The sequence below is a fragment of the uncultured Thiohalocapsa sp. genome (assembly GCF_913063425.1).
In the GTDB taxonomy this organism is placed as follows: domain Bacteria; phylum Pseudomonadota; class Gammaproteobacteria; order Chromatiales; family Chromatiaceae; genus Thiohalocapsa.
Map to the genome: position 1 here is coordinate 49,446 of NZ_CAJXYK010000016.1, position 16,166 is coordinate 65,611.

At 70.0% G+C, this 16,166-nt stretch carries 20 protein-coding genes; 9 read left to right on the plus strand and 11 right to left on the minus strand.

Annotated features, from left to right (window positions below; genetic code table 11):
* Nucleotides 1–80: 80 nt before the first annotated feature.
* The 5 genes from ruvX to QZ607_RS10845 all read left to right on the plus strand — a co-directional run bounded on the left by ruvX (nucleotide 81) and on the right by QZ607_RS10845 (nucleotide 4,466).
* Nucleotides 81–515 carry a Holliday junction resolvase RuvX gene (gene ruvX / locus QZ607_RS10825; RefSeq protein WP_295882614.1) on the plus strand — a complete coding sequence of 145 codons (435 nt, stop codon included), beginning with the start codon at nucleotides 81–83 and terminating at the stop codon, nucleotides 513–515.
* On the plus strand, nucleotides 512–1,123 hold the full coding sequence (gene pyrR, locus QZ607_RS10830; RefSeq protein ID WP_295882615.1) for a bifunctional pyr operon transcriptional regulator/uracil phosphoribosyltransferase PyrR: 612 nt from the start codon (nucleotides 512–514) through the stop codon (nucleotides 1,121–1,123). The genes ruvX and pyrR overlap by 4 nt, the downstream gene beginning before the upstream one ends.
* A complete protein-coding gene (locus tag QZ607_RS10835) occupies nucleotides 1,120–2,160 on the plus strand; it encodes an aspartate carbamoyltransferase catalytic subunit (RefSeq protein WP_295882616.1) in 1,041 nt (346 codons plus the stop codon). The genes pyrR and QZ607_RS10835 overlap by 4 nt, the downstream gene beginning before the upstream one ends.
* Complete coding sequence (locus QZ607_RS10840) at nucleotides 2,153–3,454, plus strand: dihydroorotase (protein ID WP_295882617.1); 1,302 nt, start codon at nucleotides 2,153–2,155, stop codon at nucleotides 3,452–3,454. The genes QZ607_RS10835 and QZ607_RS10840 overlap by 8 nt, the downstream gene beginning before the upstream one ends.
* 124 nt (nucleotides 3,455–3,578) lie before the next feature.
* Nucleotides 3,579–4,466, plus strand: a complete 888-nt coding sequence (locus tag QZ607_RS10845; RefSeq protein WP_295882618.1) for a DUF1295 domain-containing protein — start codon at nucleotides 3,579–3,581, stop codon at nucleotides 4,464–4,466.
* 31 nt (nucleotides 4,467–4,497) lie between these two features.
* Here the strand turns inward: QZ607_RS10845 and QZ607_RS10850 are convergent, their stop codons facing one another.
* The 11 genes from QZ607_RS10850 to QZ607_RS10900 all read right to left on the minus strand — a co-directional run bounded on the left by QZ607_RS10850 (nucleotide 4,498) and on the right by QZ607_RS10900 (nucleotide 13,527).
* The gene (locus tag QZ607_RS10850) at nucleotides 4,498–4,965 is read right to left on the minus strand and encodes a hypothetical protein (protein ID WP_295882619.1); all 468 of its coding nucleotides are present in this window, start codon (nucleotides 4,963–4,965) and stop codon (nucleotides 4,498–4,500) included.
* Between the two features lie 55 nt (nucleotides 4,966–5,020).
* Nucleotides 5,021–6,106, minus strand: coding sequence for a histidinol-phosphate transaminase (gene hisC / locus QZ607_RS10855; protein ID WP_295882620.1), 1,086 nt, complete (start codon nucleotides 6,104–6,106; stop codon nucleotides 5,021–5,023).
* Nucleotides 6,107–6,240: 134 nt separating this feature from the next.
* A complete protein-coding gene (gene hisD / locus QZ607_RS10860; protein WP_295882621.1) occupies nucleotides 6,241–7,539 on the minus strand; it encodes a histidinol dehydrogenase in 1,299 nt (432 codons plus the stop codon).
* A 55-nt stretch (nucleotides 7,540–7,594) separates the two neighbouring features.
* The gene (gene hisG, locus QZ607_RS10865) at nucleotides 7,595–8,251 is read right to left on the minus strand and encodes an ATP phosphoribosyltransferase (protein ID WP_295882622.1); all 657 of its coding nucleotides are present in this window, start codon (nucleotides 8,249–8,251) and stop codon (nucleotides 7,595–7,597) included.
* A gap of 70 nt (nucleotides 8,252–8,321) precedes the next feature.
* On the minus strand, nucleotides 8,322–9,584 hold the full coding sequence (gene murA, locus QZ607_RS10870) for a UDP-N-acetylglucosamine 1-carboxyvinyltransferase (protein WP_295882623.1): 1,263 nt from the start codon (nucleotides 9,582–9,584) through the stop codon (nucleotides 8,322–8,324).
* 25 nt (nucleotides 9,585–9,609) lie between these two features.
* On the minus strand, nucleotides 9,610–9,984 hold the full coding sequence (locus QZ607_RS10875) for an STAS domain-containing protein (RefSeq protein WP_295882624.1): 375 nt from the start codon (nucleotides 9,982–9,984) through the stop codon (nucleotides 9,610–9,612).
* A gap of 1 nt (nucleotide 9,985) precedes the next feature.
* Complete coding sequence (locus QZ607_RS10880) at nucleotides 9,986–10,729, minus strand: phospholipid-binding protein MlaC (RefSeq protein ID WP_295882625.1); 744 nt, start codon at nucleotides 10,727–10,729, stop codon at nucleotides 9,986–9,988.
* Nucleotides 10,726–11,196 carry an outer membrane lipid asymmetry maintenance protein MlaD gene (gene mlaD / locus QZ607_RS10885; protein ID WP_295882626.1) on the minus strand — a complete coding sequence of 157 codons (471 nt, stop codon included), beginning with the start codon at nucleotides 11,194–11,196 and terminating at the stop codon, nucleotides 10,726–10,728. Before mlaD ends, QZ607_RS10880 begins: the two co-directional genes overlap by 4 nt.
* Before the next feature lie 31 nt (nucleotides 11,197–11,227).
* Nucleotides 11,228–12,007, minus strand: a complete 780-nt coding sequence (gene mlaE, locus QZ607_RS10890; protein WP_295882675.1) for a lipid asymmetry maintenance ABC transporter permease subunit MlaE — start codon at nucleotides 12,005–12,007, stop codon at nucleotides 11,228–11,230.
* Nucleotides 12,007–12,900 (minus strand): ABC transporter ATP-binding protein, encoded by an 894-nt coding sequence (locus tag QZ607_RS10895; protein WP_295882627.1) that lies wholly within the window; start codon nucleotides 12,898–12,900, stop codon nucleotides 12,007–12,009. The genes mlaE and QZ607_RS10895 overlap by 1 nt, the downstream gene beginning before the upstream one ends.
* An 81-nt stretch (nucleotides 12,901–12,981) precedes the next feature.
* A complete protein-coding gene (locus QZ607_RS10900) occupies nucleotides 12,982–13,527 on the minus strand; it encodes a hypothetical protein (RefSeq protein ID WP_295882628.1) in 546 nt (181 codons plus the stop codon).
* 143 nt (nucleotides 13,528–13,670) lie between these two features.
* Between QZ607_RS10900 and kdsC the strand changes: the two genes are divergently transcribed.
* From kdsC to lptB, 4 genes are all read left to right on the plus strand, one after another.
* Nucleotides 13,671–14,225, plus strand: a complete 555-nt coding sequence (kdsC, locus tag QZ607_RS10905) for a 3-deoxy-manno-octulosonate-8-phosphatase KdsC (RefSeq protein WP_295882629.1) — start codon at nucleotides 13,671–13,673, stop codon at nucleotides 14,223–14,225.
* Complete coding sequence (gene lptC / locus QZ607_RS10910) at nucleotides 14,222–14,827, plus strand: LPS export ABC transporter periplasmic protein LptC (RefSeq protein WP_295882630.1); 606 nt, start codon at nucleotides 14,222–14,224, stop codon at nucleotides 14,825–14,827. Before kdsC ends, lptC begins: the two co-directional genes overlap by 4 nt.
* A gap of 74 nt (nucleotides 14,828–14,901) precedes the next feature.
* Nucleotides 14,902–15,393: a lipopolysaccharide transport periplasmic protein LptA gene (lptA, locus tag QZ607_RS10915; protein ID WP_295882631.1), complete on the plus strand. Its 492-nt coding sequence runs from the start codon at nucleotides 14,902–14,904 to the stop codon at nucleotides 15,391–15,393.
* Entirely contained in the window at nucleotides 15,390–16,115 is a 726-nt protein-coding gene (lptB, locus tag QZ607_RS10920) for an LPS export ABC transporter ATP-binding protein (protein WP_295882632.1), read from the plus strand. Before lptA ends, lptB begins: the two co-directional genes overlap by 4 nt.
* The last annotated feature ends 51 nt before the right edge of the window (nucleotides 16,116–16,166 follow it).

The following is a 16,166-nucleotide window of genomic DNA, read 5'->3' on the forward strand; positions in this document are numbered from 1 at the left end:
GCTCCCGGGTTGCGGCGCTTGGAGCTGGGCGGCCTGGCGACAGCGGCCGCGTTGCCCCGCGCTGAGCGCGGCTGGATGTCTTGGCCACGCTGCTCGGGTTCGATTTCGGCACCCGCAAGATCGGCGTCGCCGTGGGCCAGACCATCACCGCCACGGCGAGCCCGCTCACCACGCTGCGCCATCGCGGCGGCAAGCCGGACTGGGCGGCCATCGAGGCGCTGATCCGCGAGTGGCACCCGCAGGCCGCAGTGCTGGGCCTGCCGCACAACATGGACGACACCGAGGAGGAAACCCTTGCGGAGCCGGTGCGGCGCTTCGCCCGCCAGCTTCAGGGGCGCTTCGAACTGCCGGTGCACCTGGTGGACGAGCGGCTCACCACCATTGCCGCCGAGCGGGCCCTCGGCAGCGGCGCGGGTGGGCGCAGACGCGGCGGGGCGCGCGCAACGGATGCACTGGATGCCTATGCCGCCAAGCTGATCCTGGAGACCTGGCTCACCGAGGCGCGCCACCCATGACCGACGCTCCATCACAGCCCCCGACACCGCCAACCGCCGGGCGCTCGGACGCCGGCCCGGCCACGTCGCTCTACTGCGACGCCGCCGCCGTGGACGCCGCCATCACCCGCATGGCGCAGGAGCTCGGCAACCTGCCAGCGGCGCACGGCACGGCGCCGGCGCTGATGATCGGCATCCACACCGGCGGCGTCTGGGTGGCCGAGCGGCTGCACGCGCTGCTCGGGCTCACTGAGCCGCTTGGGCATCTCGACATTTCCTTCTACCGCGACGACTTCACGCGCATCGGCATGCATCCGCGTGTGAAGCCGTCGCACCTGCCGGTGGCGGTGGACGACCGTCACATCGTGCTGGTGGACGACGTGCTCCAGTCCGGGCGCACCATCCGCGCGGCGCTGAACGTGCTCTTCGACTACGGCCGCCCCGCATCCGTGGTGCTGGCGGTGCTCGCCGAGCGCAGCGGTCGCGAGCTGCCCATCGAGCCCAACGTGGTCGGCCTGCACGCGGACCTCGCCCCGGGCGAGCACCTGAAGCTCGCCGGCCCCGCCCCGCTCACGCTCCACCGCGGCAGCCCCCCCACGGGCCGCAGCGCCGAGGCCGCCGGGCCATGATCCCGCCGAGCCCGAGCCAACAGGCCCAGGCCGCCGCGCTGCAGCTGGACACGGACGGCAACCTCAAGCACTTCCTCACGCTCGACGGTCTGGACCGCGCCCTGCTGACGGACATCCTCGACCGCGCCGAGGGCTTCCTCGGCGTCGCCCAGCAGGCCGTCAAAAAGGTGCCGCTGTGCCGTGGCAAGATCGTCGCCAACCTCTTCTTCGAGACCAGCACCCGCACCCGCACCACCTTCGAGCTCGCGGCCAAGCGCCTGTCCGCGGACGTGCTGAACCTGAACATCAGCACCTCGGCCACCGCCAAGGGCGAAACCCTGCTGGACACCCTGCGCAATCTGGAGGCGATGCACGTGGACCTGTTCGTCGTGCGCCATGCCGACAGCGGGGCCGCCCACTTCATCGCCAGCCATGCGGCACCGCCGGTGGCCGTCATCAACGCCGGCGACGGCTGCGCGTCGCACCCCACCCAGGCGATGCTCGACATGTTCACCATCCGCGCTCACAAGGGGGGGTTCGAGGGGCTCAAGGTCGCCATCATCGGCGATCTGCTGCATTCCCGGGTGGCCCGCTCGCAGATCACGGCGCTGAACACCCTTGGCGTCGCTGAGGTTCGCGCCATCGGCCCCAGTACGCTGATCCCGGCGCGGGCGGAGGAGGCCCTCGGCGTGCGCGTCTTCCACGACCTGCGCGCGGGGCTGCGCGGCGTGGACGTGATCATCCTGCTGCGGCTTCAGCACGAGCGCATGGACGGGGGCTTCCTGCCGAGCGAGCACGAGTACTTCCACCTCTTCGGGCTGACCGAAAAGCGCCTGGCGCAGGCCGCCCCCGATGCCATCGTCATGCACCCGGGGCCCATCAACCGGGGCGTGGAAATGGACTCCGGGGTCGCCGACGGCGAGCGCTCGGTGATCCTGGAACAGGTGAGCAACGGACTCGCCGTGCGCATGGCGGTCATGTCCATGTGCATCGGCACCCAGAACCTCTGGCTGCGCGCCGCGGGGCAGCAGCCACCGGCGGAGGTGGGCGATGGCTGACCCGGCGGGCACGCGTCCGCGTCCCATCAGCATCCGCGGCGGCCGGGTCATCGACCCCGCCGCCGGCATCGACGCGGTCATGGACCTGCACCTGGCTGACGGCGCCATCACCGCCCTCGGGGAGGCGCCGGCGGGCTTCGTGCCGGTGCAGGTGATCGACGCCGCCGGACTCGTGGTCTGCCCGGGCCTGGTGGACCTGAGCGCACGGCTGCGCCAGCCCGGGCAGGAGCACAAGGCCACCATCGCGAGCGAGACCCGCGCCGCCGCCGCCGCCGGCATCACCACGCTGTGCTGCCCGCCCGATACCCTGCCGCCCGTCGACACGCCGGCGGTGGCGCAGCTCATCCGCCAGCTGGCCGAAGAACGCGGCCACGCGCGGGTGCTGCCGGCAGGCGCCCTCACCCGCGGCCTGGACGGCGAGCAGATCAGCGAGATGGCGGCGCTCAAGCTCGCCGGCTGCCCCGTCATGAGCAATGCGGACCGCCCCGTGCGCAACACCCGGGTGCTGCGCCGGGCGCTGGAGTACGCATCCACCTACGGTCTCTGCACCTTCCTGCACCCGGCGGATGCCTACCTGAGCGAGGGCGGCCTGGTGCACGAGGGGCTGGTGGCCACCCGGCTCGGTCTCCCGGGCATTCCGGAGGCGGCGGAGGTGCTCGGCGTCGCCCGCGACCTGGCGCTGGCCGAGCAGACCGGCGCCCGGGTGCACTTCCGCGGCCTGTCCACGGCCCGGGCCACGGCCATGCTGGCGGAGGCCCGCGCGCGCGGCTTACCGGCGAGCGCGGATGTCGCCGCCCATCAGCTCTGGCTCACGGAGGACGCCGTCGCCGGCTTCAATGCCGAGGCCCACCTGATCCCACCGCTGCGCACGGCCGCGGACCGCGATGCCCTGCGCGCAGCCATCGCCGCCGGTGACATCACCGGCATCTGCTCCGACCACCAGCCGCACGAGCCGGACGCCAAGCTGAACCCCTTCCCGCAGACAGCGCCCGGCATGTCCGCGCTGGAAACCCTGCTGCCGCTGGTGCTCGGACTGGTGCACGACGGGCTGTTGGATCTGGGCGACGCGCTGGCCTGCGTCACCTGCAACCCAGCCGCAGTGCTCGACCGGCCGCTGGGGCGGCTGCAGCAGGGCGCCGTCGCCGATGTCTGCATCTTCGACCCGGAGGCGCGCTGGCTGGTGGGCGAGGACACCCTGGTGAGCCGCGGCAGGAACACGCCGCTGCGCGGTGTGCAGATGACGGGACGGGTCCGCTGGACGCTGCTGGCGGGGCGAGTGGTGCACGAGGGCTGAGCGGTTGTCTGGCGCGTCTGCCGCCACGACCTCGATGATTCGGTCGAGACTGCCGACGCCGTCTGGTCGAACTGCCGCAACCTGATTCCGCGCCGCACAGGCCCGTCCTAAAGAGCTGCCCATCATGAAGAACCCGATCATCGAAGCCCTGGTTGCCATCCTGGCGGCCCTGCTGGTGGCCGCCGGCGTCGCCTGGGCGGGCAGCCAGGGCGGGCTCGACCTGGGCGGGGTGCCGCTGTTCGCGCTGGCCGCCGTGGTGGCCTTCGTGATCCAGTGGGTGGTGTTCGTGCCGTCCTATCGGGCGCAGACGGAGCAGTGGTACGACATCACGGGCAGTGCAACCTACCTGACGGTGGTCATCGGCACGCTGCTGCTGGCGGGGCGCTTCGATGCGCGGTCCCTGCTGCTGACTGTGCTGGTTTGCATCTGGGCCGCACGCCTCGGGACCTTCCTGTTCCGCCGCATTCAGAAGGCCGGCGCGGACACCCGCTTCGACGACATCAAGCCATCCTTCATCCGCTTCCTGATGGCCTGGACGCTTCAGGGGTTGTGGGTGTTTCTGACGCTGGGTGCCGCGCTGGCGGCGATGACCGCGGCGTCTACGCCGCCATTCGGCCTCATCGGCTGGTTGGGACTGGCCCTGTGGCTCATCGGCTTCGGCATCGAGGCCGTGGCGGATGCGCAAAAGCAGGCGTTCCGCAACGAGCCCGCGAACAAAGGCCGCTTCATCCAGTCCGGGCTCTGGGCCTGGTCCCGGCATCCGAATTATTTTGGCGAGATCACGCTTTGGGTGGGGGTTGCGTTGATTGCGCTGCCGGCGCTGTCCGGCTGGCAGCATGTGACGCTGATCTCGCCGCTGTTCGTCTATTTCCTGCTCACACGGGTCAGCGGCATACCCATGCTGGAGTCGCGCGCCGATGAGCGCTGGGGGGATGATCCGGACTATCAGGCTTACAAGGCGCGCACACCCGTGTTGTTTCCACGGCCGCCGGGATTTGGCCCGTCGCGCTGACGGCGGCACGCGCGCTCCGCCCTGTGCGGTCCTAAGGCGGAAACAGCTTCACGGTCGCAATGACGAGACCCGCAGCGGCCATGACGGTACTGAAGGTCCAGACCATGAACCTGTCCATCCGCTTCGCCTGATCGTCCATGCGCTTGTCCACCTGCTCGAAGCGCTTGTCCATCTGCTCGAAGCGCTTGTCCACCTGCTCGAAACGCTTGTCGACCTGCTCGAAGCGTCGGTCCATCTGCTCGAAGCGTTGCTCGAAGCGCTGCTCCAGTTGATCAAAGCGCTGATCGAAGCGCTGCTGCTGTTGCTCGAAGCGGCTGTCCATCTGCACCGAGAGACCCTCGATCCGCTCCCGCTGGCGCTTGAGGTCCTCTTCGACCCGCACCATGCGCTCGCGCAGCTCGATCTCGTACACCGCTGGTGGCTTGCCGAGGGACTGCTCGGCGAGCCATGCGGCAAGGTGATCTTTGATGAACTGGATGTCTTCGTCGGCGAGGGCCATGGTGATGCACGTAGCCGGGTCGTCTCTGTGCAGTATAACACTGGGCGGGACGAGCTCAATACGTGTACAAAGCCGCCTCCAGGGCGGACAGCAGCGCGGCATTCTCCTCCGGCGTGCCGACGGTGATACGCAGGCAGTCGGCGAGCAACGGGTGGGCGCCGTCGAGCTTCTTGATGAGCACCCCACGGTCGAGCAGACCCTGGAAGACGGCGGCGGCCCGGCCGGGGTCGGTGCGCACCAGGATGAAGTTGGCCTCGCTTGGATAGGGCGTGATACCGTCGAGCGCGGCGAGGGCGTCGAAAAGCTTCCCGCGCTCACTGCGGATGGCCGCGGTCTGCCCGTCCCAGGCGGCGTGGTGGCGGAGCGCGAAGGCGGTGCTCGCCTGCGTCAGCACGTTGACGTTGTAGGGCAGACGCACCTTGTCGATCTCGGCGAGCCACTCGGCCGGGCCCGCCAGGTAGCCCAGACGCAGCCCGGCGAGGCCCATTTTGGAGACGGTGCGCATCACCAACAGGTTCGGCCAATCGCCCAGACGGGCGAGGAAGCTCCGGTCCGTGAAGGGGGCATAGGCCTCGTCCACGATCACCAGGCCCGGGCTGGCCTGGATGATCCGCTCGATGGCGCCGGCGTCGAAGAGGTTGCCGGTGGGGTTGTTCGGATAGGCGATGAAGGTGAGCGCCGGCTGCTCGCGCTCGATGGCCGCCAGGGTGGCATCCAGGTCCAGCGCGAAGTCGAGCTCCCGCAATGGCACACCGATATACTCCAGGCCCGCAAAGAGCGCGATCATCCGGTACATGACGAAGCCCGGGTCCAGCGACAGCAGCTTGCGGCCGGGCGCGGCGACGGCCAGCGCCAGCATCTGGATCAGCTCGTCGGAGCCGTTGCCGAGCAGGAGCGCCATATCCGCACGGATGCCCATGGCCTCGCGCAGGGCCTGTTGCAGGTCGCGGCCCTGGGGGTCCGGGTAGCGATTCAGATCCGCCTGCCGCAGGGTCGCGAGCCAGTCCTCCCGCAGCGCTTCGGGCCATGGATAGGGGTTCTCCATGGCGTCGAGCTTGATGAGCCCGGTGCTGTCGGGGACGTGGTACGCGTGAAGCGCCCGGATGTCGTCGCGAATCAGCTCAGCGGCGGATACATTCATCACTACGCCTCCCCGTCTTGGGGGCTGCCTGCGGGCGACGGTCGAGGTTCGAGGGGCGACACCAACGCCGAAAACCCGATACGCGCTCCTCGCCCCTCACGACTTGCGCCTCGTTACTCGTAAGTCGTTACTCGTCACTCACTCCGATACTCCGCCGAGCGCGCATGCGCCGTGAGGCCCTCGCCACGGGCCAGCACCGAGGCGGTCTTGGCCAGCTGCGCAGAGCCGGCGGGCGAGGCCATGATGAGGCTGGAGCGCTTCTGGAAGTCGTAGACACCCAGCGGCGAGCTGAAGCGTGCGGTGCCGGAGGTGGGCAGCACATGGTTGGGCCCGGCGCAATAGTCTCCCAGGGCTTCCGCGGTGTGGCGGCCCATGAAGATGGCGCCGGCGTTGCGGATCTTCGCGGCGAGTGCCTCAGGGTCTTCGACGGACAGCTCCAGATGCTCCGGCGCGATGCGGTTGGCCACGGCCGCGGCGTCGTCCATGTCCCGGGCGAGGACCAAGGCGCCGCGCTCCTTCAGCGCGGTGGCGATGATCTCCCAGCGCTCAAGCGTCGGCAGCAGCCTGTCGATGCTCGCGGCCACCCGGTCAAGATAGGCCGCGTCCCAGGCCACCAGCATGGCCTGGGCGTCCTCGTCGTGCTCGGCCTGGCTGAACAGGTCCATGGCGATCCAGTCGGGGTCTGTCGCGGCGTCGCAGAGGATCAGGATCTCGGAGGGGCCGGCCACCATGTCGATGCCCACCTGCCCGAACACGGCGCGCTTGGCGGTGGCCACGTAGATGTTGCCGGGGCCGACGATCTTGTCGCAGGCCGGCACGCTCTCGGTACCGTAGGCGAGAGCGGCCACGGCCTGGGCGCCGCCGACGGCGAAGGCCTTGTCCACGCCGGCGATGTGCGCGGCGGCGAGCACCAGCTCGTTCAGCTCGCCATCCGGCGTCGGGACGACCATCACCAGCTCCGGCACGCCCGCCACCTTGGCCGGGATGGCATTCATGAGCACCGAGGATGGATAGGCGGCCTTGCCCCCCGGGACATAGAGCCCGACCCGATCCAGCGGCGTCACCTTCTGTCCCAGCAGGGTGCCGTCCGCCTCCCGATAGCTCCAGTCCTGCAGCTTCTGATGCTCGGCATAGGCGCGGACGCGTGCGGCGGCGGCGGCGAGTGCATCGCGCTGCGCCACCGGAATCAGCTCCACCGCCTGCGCCAGACGCGCGGCCGGCAGGGCGAGCGCCGCGGCATGCTCCGGCTGCCAGCGATCGAAGCGGGCGGTGTATTCCATCAGCGCCGCGTCGCCGCGGCTGCGCACGGCGGCGATGATGTCGTCCACCGTGCGCTGCACGTCGCGGTCGGACACGGACTCCCAGGCCAGCAGGGCGTCCAGGCGCGCGGCGAAGTCGGCGTCGGCAGTGCTGAGGCGGGCGATGTCGGGCATGGCGATGCTCCGGTGCGTTGTGCGGTGGCGGTGGCGGTGGCGGTGGGCTGCCGGCCTAAGCAGCCTGGCTTTCGGCGACGGCGCCGCGCAACGCCTCCAGCAGCGCCGTGACACGGGCATGCTTCATCTTCCAGGAGGCCTTGTTGACCACCAGCCGCGAGCTGATGTCGCAGATGTGCTCCAGCGGCACCAGGCCGTTGGCCTTGAGGGTGTTGCCGCTTTCCACCAGGTCCACGATCAGGTCCGCAAGGCCCACCAGCGGCGCCAGCTCCATGGACCCGTAGAGCTTGATGATCTCCACCTGCTGGCCCTTGGCGGCGAAGTGGCGCTCGGCGCAGCGCACGTACTTGGTGGCAATGCGCTGGCGGCGCCGGTCGGTGCGCCCGTCGAGCGGCGCATCCGGCTTGCCCGCGACCATCATACGGCAGCGGGCGATGCGCAGATCGAGCGGCTCGTAGAGCCCGTCGCCGCCGTGCTCCAGCAGCACGTCCTTGCCCGCTATCCCTAAGTCCGCAGCACCGTACTCCACGTAGGTGGGGACGTCGCTGGCGCGGATGATGACGAGCTTCACCTGCGGATCCTGGGTGTCCAGGATGAGCTTGCGGCTCTTCTCCGGGTCTTCCGCGGCGCGGATGCCCCCCGCCGCCAGCAGCGGCATGGCCTGCTCGAAGATGCGGCCTTTGGACAGGGCGATGGTCAGGGTGTCGGACATTGGGAAGTACGGAGCACGGAGCACGGAGTACGGGGCAAGACCGCCCGCCTCCGAGAATCCGGGACGGTCTTCAGGAATGGACGCGACGGATCACGGCACCGAGCGCTGAGAATTTCTCTTCGATGTGATCGTAGCCGCGGTCGATGTGGTAGATGCGGTCCACCAGGGTGTCGCCCTCCGCCACGAGGCCAGACAGTACCAGGCTCGCGGATGCACGCAAGTCGGTGGCCATCACCGGCGCCGCCGTCAGCCGGTCCACGCCGCGGCAGATGGCGGTGTTGCCCTCGATGCGGATGTCGGCGCCCATGCGCTGCATCTCCAGCACATGCATGAAGCGGTTCTCGAACACGGTCTCGGTGATGATGCCGGCGCCCTCGGCGATGCTGTTCAGGGCGCAGAACTGCGCCTGCATGTCCGTCGGGAAAGCCGGATGCGGGGCGGTGTGGATGTCCACGGCGCGCGGGCGGCGGCCGGCCATGTCCACCTCGATCCAGTTCTCGCCCGTGGTCACCGTCGCACCGCATTCGCGCAGCTTGCCGAGCACGGCCTCCAGCAGGTCGGCGCGGGTCTCGCGCACGCGCACCCGCCCGCCGGTCATGGCCGCCGCCACCAGATAGGTGCCTGTTTCGATACGGTCCGGCAGGACGCTGTACTCACAGCCGGTGAGGCGCTCGACGCCGTCGATGACGATGGTGTCGGTACCCGCGCCCTGGATGCGCGCGCCCATCTTGTTCAGGAAGCGCGCCAGATCCTCCACCTCGGGCTCGCGGGCGGCGTTCTCCAGAATGGTGCGCCCGTCCGCCAGGGCGGCCGCCATCATCAGGTTTTCGGTGCCGGTGACGGTGACGATGTCCATGCAGTAGCGCGCCCCACGCAGCCGCTCGGCCCGGGCGCGCACATAGCCGTTCTCGACCACGATGTCTGCGCCCATGGCGCGCATGCCGTCGATGTGCAGATTCACAGGGCGCGCACCGATGGCACAGCCGCCGGGCAGAGACACCTGTGCGTCCCCGAAGCGCGCGAGCAGCGGCCCCAGCACCAGAATGGAGGCGCGCATGGTCTTCACCAGGTCATAGGGCGCCTCATGGTGCGTGACCTCGGTGGTGTCCACATGAATCCGCATGCGCTCGTCCACCGTGAGGTGCGCCCCCATGCGCCCGAGGAGCTCCATGGTGGTGGTGATGTCGCGCAGGTGCGGGACATTGCTCAGCAGGCACTCTCCCGCGCCCGCCAGCAGGGTCGCCGCCATGATCGGCAGCGCGGCGTTCTTGGCACCGGACGCACGGACCTCGCCGTCGAGGCGGTTACCGCCGGTGATCAGGAGCTTATCCATGTCGGCTTTGTCAGGGGGCGCTCTGTCAGCTTCCCGCGCTCGTGACCATCGGCGGCGGCGCCGGCGCGCTGCGCCGCGGCGGGTCGCCCAGGCCGAGCAGCGCCTGCACATTGCCCAGGGCCGCGAGGCTGAGCATGGGCCGCGGGACGTTGTGCAGCACCAGCGTGGCGCCATCGGCTTGCAGCCTGGCCCGCCAATCCAACAGCAGCGCCACACCCGCGCTGCTCGGCTGGCTCACGCCGGCAAGATCCAGCTCGGCGCGACCACCCTCACCTGCCGCCGGCAGCGCCGCCGCCAGCTCGGCGACAGCGGCCAGCGTCAGGGCACCGTCCAGTCGCCAGCGCCCGGCGTCCACCCGGGTCAGCCGGGCGGCTGGGCTCGTGTCGTCCGCGCGCAGCACGCTAGGCACCGGCGGCCTTGGCTTCCAGCTCCCGAATCAGCCCCTCGATCCCGGAACGGCTGATGGTGGCGCGGAACTGCCCACGATAGCTGGAGATCATGCTGACGTTGTCGATGACCAGGTCATAGACCTTCCAGCGACCGCTTTCCTTGTGCATACGGTAGTCGATGGGGATGGGTGGTCCGCCGGTGCCGGTGACCTCGGTGGGCACCACCACGGTGCCGTCCCGGGTGCCGGGCCGGGCGGGCTTGTAGCTCACCTGCTCGCCCGCGTAACTGGCGAGCGACTTGGCGTAGGTGCTGATCAGAAGGGCGCGGAACGCCGCCACCAGCTGGCTGCGCTGGGCGGCGGTGGCGTTGCGCCAGTCCCGGCCCACGGCGGAGCGGGTGATCAGCTCGAAGTCGAAATGCGGCGCCAGCTTGTTGCCCACCAGATCGTAGATGGCGGACGGATTGCCGTCGAGCTCCGAGCGCCGGCTCTTGAGCGTGCGCAGGGTGTCCTCGGCGGTGCGGCGCACCAGGGCTTCTGCATCCGCGTCCGCTGCCGCCAGCGGCGGCAGCGCCGCCAGCAGGATCAGCATCCAGGTGGCCGCCAGTGCCGCAGCACCCCGAGGCCGCCGCGGCTGAAGCGACCACGCACCGGCGGCGCTGCGCCGGCGCGCGGACTGCGCCCGCCCCACCAATTGCACGCCCAGCACGGCCAGGCCGCGCCCTGAGCGACCAGCCCCGATGATCCCGATGCTCATTCCGAGCCCCCCTGTGCCTGATTGAAGAGAAACTGGCCGATCATCCGCTCCAGCACCAGCGCCGACTGCGTGTGCTCGATTTGATCGCCGTCGCCGAGAAAGTCCGGGCTGCCGCCCGGGTCCAGCGCGACGTACTGCTCGCCCAGCAGGCCCGCCGTGTAAATGTTGGCGAAGGTGTCGGTGGGCAGCTGATCGTATGCGGCGTCGATGCGCAGCGTCACCACCGCCTGGTAGGCCACTTCGTCGAAGGCGATGGACTCCACGCGGCCGAGCCGCACGCCGGCCATGCTCACCGGCGCGCGCACCTTGAGGCTGCCGATGTTATCGAAGCGTGCGATGAGCGCGTAGCCCTCACCGTTGCCGGCGGCGCTCAGGTTGCTGACCTGCATGGCGAGGAAAAACAGCGCCACGAACCCCGCCGCCATGAAGGCGCCCACCAGTATTTCCGTCGTGCGCGTCGTGCCCATCCGTCAGTCTCCGAACATCGGTATCCCAGCGTCAATCCCCGAACATCAGGGCCGTCAGGATGAAGTCGAGCCCCAGCACCGCCAGCGCCGAGTGCACCACAGAGCGGGTGGTCGCCCGGCTGACTCCGGCGGAGGTGGGCACGGCATCGTACCCCTGAAAGAGCGCGATCCAGCTCACCACCACGCCGAACACCAGGCTCTTGATGACGCCGTTGACCAGGTCCTCGCGAAAATCGAGCTTGGCCTTCATCTGGCTCCAGAAAGCGCCGTCGTCCACGCCGAGCAGCCCGACACCGACGAACCAACCGCCCAGTACGCCCAGCGCGCTGAACATGGCCGCGAGCAGCGGCATACTGATCCAGCCGCCGAAAAAACGCGGGGTCAGCACCCGGCGCACCGGGTCCACCGCCATCATCTCCAGCGCCGAGAGCTGCTCGGTGGCCTTCATCAGGCCGATCTCGGCGGTGAGCGCGGAGCCGGCGCGGCCGGCCACCAGCAGTGCTGTCACCACCGGCCCGAGCTCGCGCACCAGCGATGCCGCGACCATGACGCCGAGGCTCTCCTCGGCGCCGAACTGGTTCAGGACGTAGTAGCCCTGAAGGCCCAGCACCATGCCGACGAAGAGCCCCGACACCGCAATGATCAGCACCGACAGCACGCCGATGTTGTACAGCTGCGCCAGCAGGAGCCGCGGGCGCGGCAGCAGCGCCGGCACGCCGGCCACGATGCCCGCGAGCAGGAGGTGGGCGCGACCGATCCCCGCGAGCGCCGCGAGGCCGGAGCGCCCGAGCCGCGCCAGCGCCTCGGTGATCACCGGCGACGGTCCCCGGCGCCGAGCAGGTCCTCGGCGAGCGGCGCAGCCGGATAATGAAAGTGCACCGGGCCGTCCGGGTCGCCGTCCAGGAACTGGCGCACCCGGGGGTCGGGGTCCGCCGACACCTGCTCCGGCGTACCGCTGCACAGGACCCGGCCCTGGGCGATGACGTAGACCTGATCGGCAATGCCCAGGGTCTCCGGCACATCGTGGGAGACGATGATGCTGCTGAGACCGCCGGCGTCGTTGAGCTGATGCACAAGGCTCACCAGCACGCCCATGGAGATCGGATCCTGACCGGTGAAGGGCTCGTCGTACATCACCATCATCGGGTCCAGCGCGATGGCACGGGCCAGCGCCACACGCCTCGCCATACCCCCCGAGAGCTGCGCCGGCAGCAGGTCCGCCGCACCGCGCAGGCCCACCGCTTCGAGCTTCATCAGCACCAGGCGCCGCAGCAGCGAGGGCGGCAGGCGGGCGTGCTCACGCAGCGGGAATGCGACGTTCTCGAACACCGTCAGGTCGCCCAGCAGCGCGCCGCTTTGGAACAGCATGCCCATGCGCGTGCGCAGCGCATAGAGCTCGCCGCGGCCGAGGCGATGCACGTTCTGACCATCCACCTCGATGCTGCCCGCCTGCGGTCGGAGCTGGCCGCTGATGAGCTTCAGCAGCGTCGTTTTGCCGGTGCCGGAGGGGCCCATGATGGCGGTGACCGCACCCCGGGCGATGTCCAGGTCCACGCCGTCGAACACCATCTTGTCGCCACGGGCGAAGCACAGCCCGCGAATGCGCACCAGCGGAGCGGCACCGCCCTTGTCAATGGGCGGCCGTGCGTCGGGGTTGCGGGTGGCGGACGGCGGGGTGGGTGTGGCGGGGACGCCGTTCCCCATGTGCTGGCTCCCGGGCCAATGGCTGGAACAGCCCGGCATTGTCTGGACGGGCCGCATGGGCGTCAAGCGCCGCGCCCGCGCTCACGCCGGCGGCGAGGCGATGTCCACATACCCGAGCAGCTGCTGAAGCTGCCGCCATTGCGCGAGCTGGGTGCTGGTGGGCGCGGACAGGATCACCAGCGTCGCCGATGCTGCGGTGGCCCGCTCCCGCAGCCAGCGGGCCGCGGCGCGCAGGTCCCGCGCCAGCTCCGCCGGGCAGCGCAACGCCTGGCCGAAGACCACTGTCTGGTCAACCGCGGGCGCGATGAGCGCGCCGGATGACGCCGAGTGCCACTCCACCCAGCCGGCGAGCCGGTCACCCAGGGCGGCGACGGCGTCGCTGGAGCCCGCAGCCGGCCCCGGCCACTCCAGAAAGAAGCGGAACGCGGCGTTGACGTCGCCATGCCAGCTGCGCAGCACCGCCACCGGGACCGGCTGCCAGAGGTCGGCAGGCAGGTAAACAGCGGGATGCTCGTTGGCGAAATAGCCGAGTCGCCAGTCATCCGGCAGGTCGTCCGGATAGTACGCGGCGGCGTCCGCGAGGTCCTGCCAGCCGGCGGCTGCGATGGTGACGGCGGGTGCGGACACGGTAGGGATCGGCGTTGGTCGGACCTGGTGGCGGGCGGGCTGGCACCGGCGGCTGTGCGGCCCCGGTAACGCGTCGGTGGGCAAGGTGTATGGTACGCTTTTGCGCCGATATCAGGCGAGCTTACCCAATCCGGCCGGCACCGATGCAGGACGTACTAGAACGCGCGCAGCTGATCCGGGTCGTCATCTTCGATGTGGACGGCGTCCTCACCGACGGCAGCCTCTACCTCGGCGACGACGGTCAGGAGTACAAAGCCTTCAACTCCCGCGACGGGCACGGCATGGCCATGCTCCGCGACAGTGGCGTCACGCTGGGCGTCATCACCGGGCGGCGCTCCGAAGTGGTGCGCATTCGCATGCAGAGCCTCGGCATCGAGCACGTCCACCAGGGCTGCCGCGATAAGCTGCCGACCTTCCTGGCGCTGGCGGGGGAGCTGGGCGTGACCCACCGTGAAGTCGCCTACATGGGCGACGATCTGATGGACCTGCCCGTGCTGCGCCAGGTGGGGCTCGCGGTGGCAGTGGCAGATGCGCACCCAGTGGTGCGCGAGCACGCGCACTGGTGCACGCCGAGCCCCGGCGGGCGCGGCGCCGCCCGGGATCTCTGCGAGCTGATCCTGCGCGCCCAGGGCAAGCTCGAGCCCCTGGTGGCGGCTTACCTCGCCGCCGGCGCCGATAAGGAGAGCGAGTCCCCATGACGCTTTCCGCGAGGGAGGTGATGATCGCGCTCCTGCTTGCCGCGGCAGGGCTCGCCGCCTGGTGGTACCGCGGCGCACAGGCGCCGCCGGCGGCGCCGATGGTGCCGCAGCACGGCCGCCCGGACTATGTGGTGGAGCAGGTGGCGGCCGTGACCATGTCCGAGGACGGCATCCCCGCCCGCCGGCTGCGCGCCCCGCAGCTGCGGCGCTACCCGGGCACGACCGGCAGCGAGCTGGACGCCCCGGTGCTGCGGCTGCTGAAGCCCGGAGAGCCGGACTGGGTGATCCGCGCCGAGCAGGCCTGGGTCTCCGCCGCCGGGGACGAGGTCCTGCTGGAGGGCCGCGTCGCTGCGGACCGCGCGGCCGCGGCGGATGCGCCGGCCATGCGCATCCTGACCAGCGAGCTGCTGGTGATCGATGCGGCGGACTATGCGGAAACGGACCGCTTCGTCGAGCTTGAGCGGGGCGAGGACTGGCTCACGGCGGTGGACGGCATGCAGCTGTGGTATGCCGCGCCGATGCGCAGCCGGTTCTTCGGCCGCGTGCGTCAGCGCCTGGCCGTTGCCGCTGCCGACCAGGCCAGCGGAGCGGGCGCGCCGTGATGGGGCTCAGCCGGCACCAAGCAGGGCAGCCGCGACGGCGCTGCGCGATCACGGGCGCCTGCGCCCCGGCGCTCGTGGCGCTGCTCCTGCTGTCGGCGGCGCCGGCCTGGGCGCTCGACGCCGACAGCGAGCAGCCCATGTTCGTCGAAGCCGACGCCGCGGAGCTCGACGAGAAGCAGTCCATCAGCCTCTACATCGGCAACGTGGAAGTGCAGCAGGGCAGCATGCGCATCCGCGCCGACGAGGTCCTGGTGCACCACAAGCCCAACCGGCAGCCGCGCAAGATCATCGCCGTCGGCAATCCGGTGCGCTATCGCCAGCTCCTGGACAACGACCCCGAAGAGGTGCGCGCGCGGGCGCAGCGCATGGAGTACGAAGCCGACCGCGAGGAGATCACGCTCATCGACGACGCCGAGCTGATTCAGGGCGAGGATCGGTTCGTCAGTGATCGCATCGTCTACAACCGCATCACGGACCGGCTCACGGCGGGCAGCAGCGCACGTGGGCGCGAGCGGGTAAAGATCCGCATCGAGCCCGAGTCCGGAGGCAGCGACAGCGGTCAATGACGACTCTGCGTGCCGAGGGCCTGGCCAAGCGCTATCACCGCCGCCGGGTGGTCGACAACGTGAGCCTCGGCGTGGACGCCGGCGGTGTGGTCGGGCTGCTCGGCCCGAACGGCGCCGGCAAGACCACCAGCTTCTACATGATCGTCGGCCTGGTGCCGGCGGACGCCGGGCGCATCGTGCTGGACGGCGAGGACATCACCCTGCGGCCCATGCATGCCCGCGCGCGTCGCGGCCTCACCTACCTGGCGCAGGAGCCCTCGGTGTTCCGCAAGCTCACGGCCCGGGACAACCTGCTGGCGGTGCTGGAAGCCCGCGGCGATCTCAAGCGCGACGCCCGGCGCGTCCGTTGCGAGCAATTGCTGGATGAGCTCGGCATCGCCCATGTGGCGGACTCCTTGGCCATGAGCCTCTCCGGCGGCGAGCGTCGGCGCCTGGAAATCGCCCGGGCGCTGGCGGTGGAGCCGAAGGTGATGCTGCTCGACGAGCCCTTCGCCGGCGTCGATCCCATCGCCGTCGGCGACATCAAGGCCATCATCAGCCACCTGCGCCGGCGCAACATCGGCGTGCTCATCACCGATCACAATGTCCGCGAAACCCTGGACATCTGTGACCGGGCGTACATCATCAGTGAAGGGACCGTCATCGCCGACGGCACCCCGGACGCCCTCTTGCAGAACGACCGCGTGCGCGCTGTCTACCTCGGCGACGATTTCCGCCTTTGAGCGCGATCGGAGCTTGTTCGAAGCAATTGCCGACGGCTGGCTGCGGCTTGT